Here is a 12,036-nt window from a genome sequence, read left to right as displayed (position 1 = left end):
GTCGCGATGGTCCTGCTGATCGCACCGTGCTTCGCGCAGGCGACGGGCCACGTCCAGGTCAAGTTCGTGAAGGCGGCCCTCATCGTGGGTGGCGGCGGCGGGACCGGCACGCTGATCTACCGCGGTCGGCACTATCCGTTCATCGCGTCAGGCTTCAGTCTCGGCGTATCCGCCGGCACCTCGGTGAGCTGGCTGGAAGGGACCGCTTCGGGCATCCGGGAGGTCAACGATTTCGCGGGCAGCTACGCGCTGGTCGGAGCAGGCGGTGCATGGGCCGCTGGCGCTGGCGGGGTAAGCCTGCGAAATGAACATGGCGTGGTGCTGGTGCTCAAGGGACCGAAAGCAGGATTGGAATTTGCCGCCAATCTGGGCGGACTTACGATTTCGCTGAGGTGAACTCGGGCTCCGCTTGCTTCAATTCCCGAATCTACTTCGGAAGACATTCCACATTGTAGGCAATGATGATCTGCGCCGGATCGGCCTTGCCGATGCTTTTCAAGTCTTCCATGCCGCTTCTTAGCCTGGCTCCAGCCTCCTTCAGACTGCCCTCGAGTGTAGCCTTGGCGGTGCGGCATCGCTCCTCACTTGTGAACTCCTGAAAGACCACGGTTGGCAGGAGCCTCCATTCGGCCTTGTCGCTCGTGGCAGCCGGGTTAACCGAATAGGAGAACACATACATCAGCACCCACATCTGCATGCGCCCGCTCTGATGCGAGACCGGAATGGCTCGCGAACCTTCGTCATCGAAATCTCGCTACGAAACTCCCGCGTGGACCATGATCTAGATCAAGCGTGCGAGCCGATCTGCATGATTTGGCGATCGGAGTTGCTTTGGCTTCACGTCGATTGGGGGGTATCCGGCGGCCGCGCGCCGGGCAATCGATTGATCTATCTCAAGACCAGATCCGAAGCGGAAGCTCAGCCTACATTTGGTGGACAGCGATAAGTCATCCAGACAATCGGGAGGTCAAGGCATGTACCGGCACATTCTCATTCCGACAGACGGGTCGGAGCTGGCGGAACATGGGCTCAGGCATGGGCTGGCGCTGGCAAAATCCCTCGGCGCCAAAGCATCGGTCATCTTCGTTGTGGAACCGCTCTCCGAGATAGGAGGGCAGTACCGTGAATTGCTCGCGAGATACACCCAGATTCGCAAAGAAGAGGCCACGGGCGCGCTGGATCGCGCCGCACAAGCGGCCAAAGAGGCCGGCGTTGCCTGCGAGACGAGCCTGGTGGAGAGCGGGCGACCTGATCAAGCCATCATCGCAGCAGCCAAGGACAAGGGCTGCGACCTCATTGCCATGTCGTCGCACGGACGTAGCGGGCTCTCCGCCCTTCTCGTCGGCAGCGTGACCAACAAGGTGCTGACGCAAGCAAAGACCCCCGTGCTTGTCTGTCAGTGAGCGTGCAGGTTGCCCGGAAGCAAACACGTCCGGCGCGATTCATGACATCGCTCCGACCGGCAAGGCCATTCGCGCGCGTATGGAGGTACGCCAGATCCGGGCGGCGGAAACCGTCGCCCGGGCATCGAAGCGGCATACCGGGGCCAGCCTGACGGCAAAGGGCGGACATGCACCGTCAGCGCTTCGCGGCTCCACCCTTCGCTGCTTCGTAAACGTCACGATAGCCCCTGGCGATCGTCCGAACACCTCGCCCGATATCGTCATAGACATCGTCAGGCAGGTTCGCGAGCGACACGCGAAGTGACCATTCGGGCGCGTCGAAGCCGCCTCCGTTCAACAGAACGATCCCGTGGGCTTCGGCCAGCCTGAATGCGAGGTCCAGCGGGTGGACATTCTTCTTCAGATGTTCGACGGCATCGTCGCCGATGTTCTTTCGGGCCCAGAACTCGAAATCGATCAGGCCGTAGTAGGCATCATAGTTCGGATTCGGGGTCAGCTTGTCGGCCAGTCCGAGGCCGTCGAGCAGCGACCAGAGGCGCTTGTTGACGATTTCCATGCAGGCGGCCTGGTAGGCCTTCTTCACGTCCATCATCTCGGCGAGCGAGAACAGGCTCATCATGACCTGCTGCGGCAACGACAATCCCGCGGTGTGATTGAGCGCCACGTCGCGGCTGTCGGCGACGATGCGGTCGATCAGCTTGAGCTTGCGCGGTTCGAGCGTGAGCGGCCCGTAGCGCTTGTCGAGCGCCTTCACGGCCTCGTCCGGAAGATTGGCGATCTTCTTGTCGAAGATGTTGTCTTCGTGAATGGCGATGGCGCCGAGACGCCATCCCGTGCAGCCGAAATACTTCGAATAGGAGTAGACGCCGATGGTGTTGTGCGGAAGCTCGCCCAATAGCGAACGGAAGCCATGCACGAAAGTTCCGTAGACGTCGTCGGTGAGGATCATCAGGTCGGGGCGCTTGGTCTTGACCAGATTGGCCAACTTGCCAACCGTCTCCTTGCTTAGCGCCATCCCCGGCGGGTTCGACGGATTGACGACGAAGAACGCCTTGATTTTCGGGTCCTCCAGCTTCCTGATTTCCTCGTCGGTGAACTGGAATTTGTTTTCCTGCGGAGCCCTGATCTGAACGACCTTCAGGTCGTAGTCCTCAAGGTGTGTCATCTCGATGTAGGGCGTGAAAATCGGCGTCGCCAGCGCAATCGTATCGCCGGGAACCAGCAGCCGATTGGCCTTCAGCGACTTGAAGAGGTAGCACATCGCCGCCGTGCCGCCCTCGACCGCATAGATGTCGAACTTCCCGGCCGGCCGCGGCTCGCCGCAAACCGCCCACATCAGATATTCGTGCACGATCTTCTCGTTGTGCACCAGCATGCGGTCCGGCACCGGGTAGTTGTCGCCGATGATCGAATCGACCAGTTCGTGGACGAAGGCGTCGGGCTCGAAGCCGAATTTCTGCACCGTAAAGGGCAGCATCTCGGTCAGGAAACCAGCGCCGGGCATGTCCTTGTGCTGTTTGAGCCAGGCCTCGAACCGTCCGGCAATACCGTTTGCCTGCGGCATGCCGCCGATGCCCGCCGGGTGTTCCATCACCCGCTTGCTCTCGGTGATGGCGAACTGTCCCAGTAGGAAAAAGCCTTCGCGCGGCGTCGTGGCAACCCAGTTCGGATTGCCTCGCCCGGCGTTCAGGAAGGGCATCTGACTCCGCTTCGAATTGGTCTTCGCGAGATTGATCAGCTCGTCCTTGATCTCGAAGGGGCTCAACGCCTCGAATTTCTTTAAGGTCAGAAGATCGGCCATTTTTACACTCCCGGGGGCGACGCAAGCTGTTGGGATGGAAGCGACAGGCTCTGTGCCTGCGCGATCGCGCGCAGCATGATCGGCAGCCGGTGACGACCCTTGATCTATGTCAACGGTCTCGTACACGCGCCCCCTGAGAGATCGTCGCGTCGCGATGCAACGTGCGAGAACCCGCACGCGGCAAGACGATGAAGCTGCAAGGCGATCGCGGTTGCGATTGACATAGATCAACATCCGTCTCGCCCACCATTGCCTGATGCGCACCGACACGATGTTTCGCCCTGCTTCGGCGCAACCTGCGCAAGATCGAAGTGGCGCAGGCCGAAGCTCCGGGACAGCACGAACAGGTGACATCATGATCGATTGGTTCTTCCAGACGCTCCGCACCTATCCCGAAATCGCGATCTTCCTCTCGCTGGCGCTGGGCTACTATTTCGGATCCTTCACCTACAAGGGTCTCGGTCTGGGCGCGGTCACAGCGACGCTGATCGCCGCCGTCATCATCGGCCAGATCGGGATCACCATTTCGGGCCCGCTGAAGCCTTTCTTCTTTCTGATGTTCCTGTTCGCCATCGGCTATGGCGTCGGGCCGCAATTCGTGCGCGGCATCGCGCAGGACGGCATTCCGCAGGCGATTTTCGCGGCCGTCGTGTGCGTCTTCTGCCTGCTGTCTGCCTATCTCGGCGCAAAGGTTGCCGGCTACGACGTCGGATCGGCGGTCGGGCTCTATGCCGGTTCGCAGACGATCTCCGCATCGATGGGGCTCGCAACCGACGCCATCAATCGCCTCGGTCTGCCCGCGGACGAAGCCAAGAAGCTGCTCGATGCCATGCCGGTCGCCTATGCCGTGACCTATATTTTCGGCACGGTCGGCTCGGCGATCGTCTTGGCCCTGCTCGGACCCGCGCTGCTCGGGATCGATCTCGAGACCGCATGCAAGAAATATGAGGAAGAGCACGGCGGCAAGAAGCAGCTGGGTGGCCCGGGAACGGCCTGGCACCAGTTCGATGTGCGCGCCTATCGCGTTCATGAGCGCGGACCCGTCGCCGGCAAGACAGTCGGGCAGGCGGAGGCACTGCTTCCCGATCATCGCATCTTCGTCCTCCGGCTCCGGCAAGCCGGCAAGATCGTTGAGGCAACTTCGGACACCGTGATTCATGCCGGCGACATCGTCGCCGTTGCAGGCCGCCGCGATGTGCTCGTCCAGCTGATCGGCGAGCAGGCCGAGGAAGTCGACGATCGCGAGCTGCTGGCGGTGCCGATCGAGGGCGTCGATGTCTACGTGACGAGCAAGGACGTCGATGGCAAGACGCTGGAGGAGCTGGCGAAAGAACCGGGCGCTCGCGGCGTGTTCCTGCGCAAGATCGCCCGCGGCGCGATCGCGGTGGAGATTCCGATCCTGCCGAACACCAGGATCAATCGCGGCGACATAGTCACCCTGGTCGGCCGCACTCCCGACGTCGCCGCCGCGACAAGAATGCTGGGCCGGCCGGACCGTGCGACCGACGTTGCCGACGTTGCCTTCATCGGGGCCGCCATTGCGATTGGTGCCCTTGTCGGCGCCTTCGTCTACAAGATCGGAAGCGTGCCGCTCACGCTGTCCACCTCCGGCGGCGCGCTGATCTCCGGCCTGTTCTTCGGCTGGCTGCGGTCCGTGCACCCGACTTTCGGCCGCATCCCGTCACCCACCGTGTGGTTCATGAACTCGGTCGGCCTGAACGTCTTCATCGCCATCGTCGGCATCTCCTCGGGTCCGGGATTTGTCGCCGGCCTGCAGAAGCTCGGCTTCAGCCTGTTCCTCTGGGGCGTCGTCGTGACCACGGTGCCGTTGATCCTGGCGATGTTCGTCGGCAAGTACCTATTCAGATTCCACGACGCGATCCTGCTCGGATGCTGCTCCGGCGCGCGGACGACGACCGCTTCGCTCGGCATGATCAACGACCGGGCGAAGAGCCAGATTCCGGGCCTCGGCTATACCGTCACCTACGCGGTCGGGAACACGCTGCTCACGATCTGGGGTATGGTGCTGGTCATGATGATGACATAGCCGCAGCCCGACGATGTTGACCTGGCTGCAGCAGTTTCTCGTCCGTTATCCCGAGCTCGCGCTGTTCCTGGTGATCGCTGCGGGCTATTGGATCGGAAGCTTCAGGATCGGCGCTTTCAGCCTTGGCCCGGTGACGGGGTCGCTGTTCGCGGGGCTCGCGGTCGGCGATTTCGCGCAGGTCCCCGTTTCCAGTATGACCAAATCCTTTCTGTTTCTGCTGTTTCTGTTCGGCGTAGGCTATTCGGTCGGTCCGCAATTCGTGCTGGCGATGAAGCGGGACGGGCTGAAGCCGGTGCTGATGGCCATCGTCGTCAGCGTCAGCGGCCTTGCGGCGGCGATCGTCGTGGCACGCGTACTGCGGCTTGACGCCGGCTTTGCGGCCGGGCTCCTGTCGGGTGCGCTCAGCCAGAGTGCCGCGATGGGTACGGCGACCGATGCGGTCAATGGCCTCGCCGTGCCCGAAGCACAGCGCGCGTTGCTTGTCTCGCATATCGCGGTGGCGGATGCGGTCTGCTACATCTTCGGCTATGCCGGCGTGATCACATTCTGCACGATTGTCGTTCCAGCACTTCTGAAGATCGACCTGAAGACGGAAGCGCTCAAGCTGGAGCAGGCCTTGGGCATCACGCGCGCCAAGCCCGGCCTCGCGTCCGCGTGGCGCAAATTCGAGCTGCGCGCCTACCGGCTGGATCATGACGCGGCGATCGCCGGACAGACGGTTACTGCTGCCGAAGCACGGATGCTCGAGCAACGCGTGTTCATCCACCGCATTCGCCGCGGCGAGCGCATCCTCGAGGCGGAGCCCGGAACGATGCTCGCGGCCGGCGACGTCATCGCGCTGTCGGCGCCGCGTCAGACCATCGTCGAACTGATCGGACAGCGAGGCGAGGAAGTGGAGGACCAGGAGCTGCTCGATATCCCCGTGGTCTCGACCGACGTTTTCCTGATCAACGCGAAGCTCGCAGGCAGCAGCCTCCAGCAGGTGTCGGAACAGGACTGGACGCGTGGCCTTTATTTGCGCTCGGTGAGCCGGGGCGGTGAAGCTCTCCCCATCGCGGCCGGAGTGGTCCTTGAGCGCGGCGACTTGCTTCGCATCGTTGGACCCGAAACCGTCGTGCAGAATGCGGCCAAGAACATCGGCGTCATTGTCGCACCGAGCACCAGCATCGATTTCGTGGTATTGGGGCTCGCGATTTTCTTCGGCGGCCTCGTTGGCGTTCTCGTGAGCTTCTCGGTTGGTGGTGTGACGATCTCGCTGAGCACCAGCGTCGGCACGCTGCTCGCCGGATTGCTGGTCGGCTATCTCCGCACACGCCTCCCGTATTTCGGCCGGATCCCCGACGGCGCCATCAGCCTGATGACGGCGCTCGGGCTCGCTGCCTTCGTCGGCCTGACCGGGATCCATGCCGGACCGATCTTCCTTTCCGCTATACGCGAGTCGGGCATCGGCCTGCTGCTGGGCGGCATGGTGGTGACCCTGCTGCCTCAGATCGTCGGCTTCTGCTTCGGCCATTTCGTATTGCGCATGAACGCGATCCTGCTACTCGGCGCGTTGACGGGTGCACAGACGGTAACGGCAGCGATGGCCGCCATTCAGGAGCGCTCCGGCAGCTCCGTCGTGGTGCTCGGCTATACGCCCGCTTACCCGGTCTCGAACATCCTGCTGACGACCTGGGGATCAGTCATGGTCGTCGTCTTCGCTGGATGAATCGCTGGGGATGACCGGCGGTACCCTTGCCATTGCTTGTAATCGCAGCGAAGGCGGCCGCCCCGCAAGCCATCGGTGAGGAACACGCTGCATCACGCCTGCGGTTCGCCGATCACATGCACTCTGCAGGCCAGCCGCCTCCCGACCGACGACCTCTTGAGATTCCGCACCTAGTCCTCGCAATCGTCCCATTCTACCTTGTTGATTTCCAAATAGCCGGAAACCGCCGAGCCGATCGTCGGGAAGAAGTAGGCTTCGCCGAGCTGCGCGAACAGTCCAAATCGCTTCAGCTTGTCCTTTACCGGGTCCTTGAGTTCAGCAAAGCAAAGTTCGATCCCTCTCTCGTGCAGCGCTTCGTCCAGTTCGGCAACGGTATCGCAGGCCGTGACGTCGACGCTGGTGACTGGCTCTGCCGCGACGACCAGCCAGCGAACCGGCGTGGGTGACGTAGCCACCGCGTCCAGGGCGCGTTCCTTGAAGAACTCGGCATTGGCAAAGAACAGCGGCGCGTCCCACCGGAATAGGACCAGCCCCGGGATCCGGCGCGCATCGGGGTATCGCGTGATGTCGTGATAGCCCTTGACGCCGTGCGCACGGCCCAGCACCGCGGAGTGCGGTCGCCATCCGTCCCACAGGAACTCCGCGATAGCCACGGCGATCGCGAGACCAATTCCGGGAATCGCGCCGAACACAGCCACGCCGACGAAGCACAGCACGATCAGCCAGAACTCCCATCTCTGAATGCGATAAATCCGCTTGAGGTCGGCGATCTCGAACAAGCCGATCGCCGCGGCGATGACGACGGCGGCCAATGCGGCATTAGGCAGATGCTGCAGGAGGTTTGGCGCCACGACGAGAAGGAACGCGATGGCGAGCGCGCCGACGACGCTGGTCAATTGGGTGCGGGCACCGGCAGCCTCCGCCACCGGAGTGCGCGAAGAGCTGCTGCTGATCGGGAAGCCCTGAAAAAAGCCGGTTGCCAGGTTGGCGGCGCCGAGCCCAACCATCTCCTGGTTTGGATCAACCTTGTCACCCAGTCGCGCGGCGTAGGTTCGTGACAGCACGCTGGTGTCGGCAAATGAGACGAGCGCGACGGCGCTTCCGCCGATCAGCACCGGAACCAGATCGGCATAGCTGATCCAGGGAACGGCAAGAGCCGGCAGACCTTGAGGAAGCGGACCCAGGACTTTCACGCCGTAGCCGGCCCCGAGATCAAGCGCGCCGACGACGAGGGTTGCCCCGACAACGGCAATCAGAATACCCGGCAGCCGCTTGTTGTCCTTGAGCAGCAGGATGACGATCAGCGTTGCGAGCCCAACCGCGAAAGCGACCCAGTTCGTCTTACCGTCGAGGACTGCGTTGCCGATTCTCCACAGGTCCCGCAATGGTCCTTCGCTCTTGATCGAGAATCCGAGCAGCTTTGGCAGTTGGCTGATCAATACGGTCAGCGCAATTCCGTTCATGTAGCCGTAGCGGATCGGCTTGGAAAGAAGCTCGGTCACGAAACCGAGCCTCGCGAAGCCCGTCAGCATGAGCACCGTTCCCGAAACGAGGGCCATCATGGCGCCGAGCGTTGCCGCGCGAAGGGGATCGCCACCGGACAGTGGGGCGACCACACCGAGAATGACAGCTGCAAGGGCCGAGTCCGGTCCGAGCACGATAATGCGGCTTGGGCCGAACACCGCGTAGGCCAGGAGCGGGATGATGGTCGCGTAGAGACCGTGGATGCCCGGCAGGCCCGATGCCGCCGCATAGGCGATACCGACCGGGACCAGCATTGTCGCAAGGACCAGGCCGGCAAAGATGTCGTGCGGCAGCCACGCCGCCTCGTATCGGCGGAGGGTGCCGACGCCGGGCATCCAGCGTATCCAACCACTCATTTGGCGAGCACTCCCGGGCTCGGTCGAGCGCATGGCAAATACTCCCAGGCCGGACAGGGTAGCCGCGCTGTTAGGCGATCGGCCGGCGAATTGACCGGAAAGCCAATCTGCACCAGCGTTTGCCAGCCCTGAGGGCGAGGCGTTGATCTATCTCAAGTCGGCCCGCAACGCCGACCGGCTCCCGAGTGGCGCTTCGTCAGCATGGAACGGATGGGCTCTGTTCAACCGAAGCTCGTGTGCCGGAACGAGGCGCGCAGCGGCGGCTATCGCAGGTCCCTTCGCTGATCGCGACGCCAGGAGCGCCTGCCGCGCGCCCCCGCAGGCCGGGGACACGTGCTTTGTCCCGTTCAGGAAAGCTTCAAGGTCAAGTGTCTGACTTGCGGGTCGCCGCCGGCGCTCGAACGGAACCCGAAGCGATTGAATATGCTGAGCATTGCCACGTTCTCGGGCAGGACTTCCGCGGTTAGTTCTTTCAGCCCTGCATCGCGCGCGATCACCAGCAAATGGCGCATCAGCGCCGTGCCGATGCCCTTGCCCTGATAGGCATCTATCACGACGAAGGCCAACTCAGCCCGGCCAGACTGCGCGACGATGTAGCGGCCGCCGCCTGCGATGACCGGCCGGCCGTCTTCGTCGATTTGCGCAACCAGCGCTACATGATCGGCGAAATCGATATTCATGAAGAACGAGATCTCCTTGTCGGAGAAGCTGCGCTTCGGGGCGAAAAAGCGGCGCTGTCGCGATTGGATGCTGGTGCGGTCGACCGCAGTGAGCATGTCTACCTGGTCGTCCGGCCGTAACGCCCGAACTTCGATCCTGCCGCCGTCACGCAAATGCTCGATCGCAGAATAATCAGCTGCACTTGGCATCGTTGTCCTCGCAAAGATCGTTGCCGGCGACACACCCTTGCGAACTTAGGGGGAGTGGTCGTCCTCGCCGACAGGCTGCATTCCGACAGAGAAGGAAGCGATTGTGGCGTCAATGTTGGCTTTCGACCCATTTGTCGGAATGACCACTGATTTTCGAGAGAATGAAGAGAATGATACGTCTCTTATTCGCGAGCCTTGACTGGGCGCCTTCGGGACGCGGGGATGCCCACGCTCAGACCGCAACTCGAACCAAATGTCAGCATCGGTAGTTGCGCCTCCAGGATTTGAGCCTACTCGGGAACCATCCAAGTCGGGCGATGATTGCACGCAAACGGTGGCTGTTGACGAAACTCCAAAGGACCCCTGTCCTGAGTTAGGCTACCCTCCGATAGGAAAACAGGGCTTCGGAAATAATGGGTCTTGCGCTGTAGCGGTCCCCCGCTACCAGAAAATATATATAAATCAGTCGGTTCCCGACATCGCTGCGCGCGCTTGGATGTAACCGTAGCGGATCGGTCGGGCTTTCATCGGCACGCGACGGTCATTTGATCCTCGAATTTTGTGCGGCATTCGAATCCTTGGCCGCTTGCTCGTTCGGATTCGCAACCCTCAGTCAAACAGCCGGTTTATTGCGATGGGTGGATCCTAGCCCAGGGGGCGGAAACGCGACCTGGCAGCAAAAGCGATCCTTCTTGTCGCATTCGCCGCCAGTCCACACGTTAAGGCAAATTCTATCGGCCCTTACTCGGGGGTGTTTCTGATGAATTCCTGGACGCGCGGCAAAACATTGTCGATGTCGCTCATTTCCATTTCGTGCGTCAGTCCATCGATCGTGCACAGTAACACCTTGGAATTCGGCAAAGCGGATCCGATGCTCCGGGCATTTTCCAGCGCAACTGAATTTTTCCCGCCCAAGATCCAAAGCGTTGGACAGAGCAGTTGCGCTGGGACGATTTCGCGCCAGTCGAGTATGGCGGTAAGCCAAGGAACTTCGTGCTGCGCACGGGAGCTCTGAAGATAAGCGCGCTCAGGATCCGTAAGCGACTCCAAATCGAGTGTCGCCTCACTTTGCGCGCGCAGGATCGGTATCCAGCGATCCCGAACACCCATCACCATGCGGCGGAAGTCGCCGGAGGCGCCAGGACCGAACGGCACACCGACCATGACGAACCGAGCTACACGCTCGGATTCGGCAGCAAGATAGCGGCCAGTATTTGCTCCAAAAGAATACCCCCAAAGCGAGAATCGTCCGATGCCCGCGTGATCGACAACGGACAAGATGTCTTGGCAGTGGCGCTCAATGCCGTATGCCTCCACGCTTGTGGGCTTGTCGCTGTCACCGTGACCGCGAAGGTCCATGGTCAGGACGGTGAAGTTCGAGCTCAACCTGTCCAGATAGCCAGCAGCTCGCCACGTTTGGCGTGACTGAGCCCCACCGTGCAGAAGCACGATAGCTGGACCTGAGCCAGTGATTTCATAGGCAATGCGAGTTCCGTCGTTTGACGTAGCGAAATCTGCGAACATGTTTTCTTGTTTCTTTGAGATGTGGTCGAAACTGGGGGAGTGCGTAGGCGTCTCAAGGCGCATCGCCCTGCAGACGTATCGCTCTGGTCAAAGATTGCGTGCTGTTGGCGTGCGGCCAATCGGCAAGCGACCACGGGTCGCCGCCAGGCGAGCCGAGCAAAGGCTCCGCCACGCGGGGGTGCCATAGCTTGCGAAAAGATCGTTCCCCGTCTCCTTCCAGAGCGGTGACGCGGGATCCATCCCTAGCATTCGAACGAAATTAGCATCGCCGACGACGATCTGCTTTGCGAACGGAAACAGAAACCGCTCACCACCTTGGCGACAGAACGAGCGGGCGTCAGCATAGGTTGCGAACCAACTGTTGAGCAGGAATTGACAACGAAGATCGTACCAAAGGCCGCCCAAATCATCGGACGGTTGGGCTCGCCCCTCCAAGACGCGGCGAAGGTGCTCCCAATCCTGAAATCCAAGTTCTGTGGAAACGATATTGAGGGCCTGCGCAAGCTTCCAGGATGCTGGCAAAGCCCAACGTCGTTTCCTTGAGATCCAGCGTGCGTAGAAGATCGCATCTGGCACCTGGTTGGACAGGTCATTCAGGCGAATTCGGGCACGAATCTTGACTTCGCGCAGGAGCTCGCTGGCGGCGACATGTGTCGACGCAAGCTCGATTTCATTTGATGGAGATAAAGGCACAACAACCCTCCGTTGGGATTTCGGCATTCCCGCTCTGCCGAACAAAGGGTCGAGTGAGTCGTCGTAACCCCGATGCCTTTCGAAGCATGTATCGCAACGGGGAAAGCGAAC

Annotated in this window: 10 protein-coding genes; 4 read left to right on the top strand and 6 right to left on the bottom strand. The window is 61.5% G+C overall.

Annotated features, from left to right (window positions below; genetic code table 11):
- The first annotated feature begins 6 nt into the window (after nt 1–6).
- A complete protein-coding gene (locus AC628_RS01655) occupies nt 7–396 on the top strand; it encodes a hypothetical protein (RefSeq protein ID WP_083632523.1) in 390 nt (129 codons plus the stop codon).
- 31 nt (nt 397–427) lie between these two features.
- Here AC628_RS01655 and AC628_RS01650 read toward each other — a convergent pair whose 3' ends face one another.
- The gene (locus AC628_RS01650; protein ID WP_245320979.1) at nt 428–697 is read right to left on the bottom strand and encodes a hypothetical protein; all 270 of its coding nucleotides are present in this window, start codon (nt 695–697) and stop codon (nt 428–430) included.
- Between the two features lie 277 nt (nt 698–974).
- Between AC628_RS01650 and AC628_RS01645 the strand changes: the two genes are divergently transcribed.
- Nucleotides 975–1,403, top strand: a complete 429-nt coding sequence (locus AC628_RS01645) for a universal stress protein (protein WP_074125034.1) — start codon at nt 975–977, stop codon at nt 1,401–1,403.
- Nucleotides 1,404–1,578: 175 nt separating this feature from the next.
- Here AC628_RS01645 and aspD read toward each other — a convergent pair whose 3' ends face one another.
- Nucleotides 1,579–3,204 (bottom strand): aspartate 4-decarboxylase, encoded by a 1,626-nt coding sequence (gene aspD, locus AC628_RS01640; RefSeq protein WP_074125033.1) that lies wholly within the window; start codon nt 3,202–3,204, stop codon nt 1,579–1,581.
- 355 nt (nt 3,205–3,559) lie between these two features.
- Here aspD and aspT (AC628_RS01635) point away from each other — a divergent pair, with 355 nt between their 5' ends.
- Both aspT (AC628_RS01635) and aspT (AC628_RS01630) read left to right on the top strand, forming a co-directional pair.
- Entirely contained in the window at nt 3,560–5,251 is a 1,692-nt protein-coding gene (gene aspT, locus AC628_RS01635) for an aspartate-alanine antiporter (protein ID WP_074125032.1), read from the top strand.
- Nucleotides 5,252–5,264: 13 nt separating this feature from the next.
- The gene (gene aspT / locus AC628_RS01630) at nt 5,265–6,959 is read left to right on the top strand and encodes an aspartate-alanine antiporter (RefSeq protein ID WP_074125031.1); all 1,695 of its coding nucleotides are present in this window, start codon (nt 5,265–5,267) and stop codon (nt 6,957–6,959) included.
- Between the two features lie 170 nt (nt 6,960–7,129).
- Here the strand turns inward: aspT (AC628_RS01630) and AC628_RS01625 are convergent, their stop codons facing one another.
- From AC628_RS01625 to AC628_RS42500, 4 genes are all read right to left on the bottom strand, one after another.
- The gene (locus AC628_RS01625; protein WP_074125030.1) at nt 7,130–8,839 is read right to left on the bottom strand and encodes a SulP family inorganic anion transporter; all 1,710 of its coding nucleotides are present in this window, start codon (nt 8,837–8,839) and stop codon (nt 7,130–7,132) included.
- A 347-nt stretch (nt 8,840–9,186) separates the two neighbouring features.
- Complete coding sequence (locus tag AC628_RS01620; protein ID WP_349510097.1) at nt 9,187–9,672, bottom strand: GNAT family N-acetyltransferase; 486 nt, start codon at nt 9,670–9,672, stop codon at nt 9,187–9,189.
- Nucleotides 9,673–10,449: 777 nt separating this feature from the next.
- Nucleotides 10,450–11,232 (bottom strand): alpha/beta fold hydrolase, encoded by a 783-nt coding sequence (locus AC628_RS01615; RefSeq protein ID WP_168193283.1) that lies wholly within the window; start codon nt 11,230–11,232, stop codon nt 10,450–10,452.
- Between the two features lie 87 nt (nt 11,233–11,319).
- On the bottom strand, nt 11,320–12,036 hold a 717-nt coding region (locus AC628_RS42500), incomplete at its 5' end, for a hypothetical protein (protein ID WP_210190145.1).

The sequence above is a fragment of the Bradyrhizobium sp. NAS96.2 genome (assembly GCF_001908235.1).
Classification (GTDB): Bacteria; Pseudomonadota; Alphaproteobacteria; order Rhizobiales; family Xanthobacteraceae; genus Bradyrhizobium.
Note: the sequence above shows the minus strand (reverse complement) of the source record. Positions and strands in the feature narration are given on the sequence as shown.

Bases quoted from the DNA above. Each gene is read 5' to 3' on its own strand.
- AC628_RS01655 (WP_083632523.1), top strand. From the start codon at position 7: ATGGTCCTGCTGATCGCACCGTGCTTCGCGCAGGCGACGGGCCACGTC.
- AC628_RS01650 (WP_245320979.1), bottom strand. From the start codon at position 697: ATGCAGATGTGGGTGCTGATGTATGTGTTCTCCTATTCGGTTAACCCG.
- AC628_RS01645 (WP_074125034.1), top strand. From the start codon at position 975: ATGTACCGGCACATTCTCATTCCGACAGACGGGTCGGAGCTGGCGGAA.
- aspD (WP_074125033.1), bottom strand. From the start codon at position 3,204: ATGGCCGATCTTCTGACCTTAAAGAAATTCGAGGCGTTGAGCCCCTTC.
- aspT (WP_074125032.1), top strand. From the start codon at position 3,560: ATGATCGATTGGTTCTTCCAGACGCTCCGCACCTATCCCGAAATCGCG.
- aspT (WP_074125031.1), top strand. From the start codon at position 5,265: ATGTTGACCTGGCTGCAGCAGTTTCTCGTCCGTTATCCCGAGCTCGCG.
- AC628_RS01625 (WP_074125030.1), bottom strand. From the start codon at position 8,839: ATGAGTGGTTGGATACGCTGGATGCCCGGCGTCGGCACCCTCCGCCGA.
- AC628_RS01615 (WP_168193283.1), bottom strand. From the start codon at position 11,232: ATGTTCGCAGATTTCGCTACGTCAAACGACGGAACTCGCATTGCCTAT.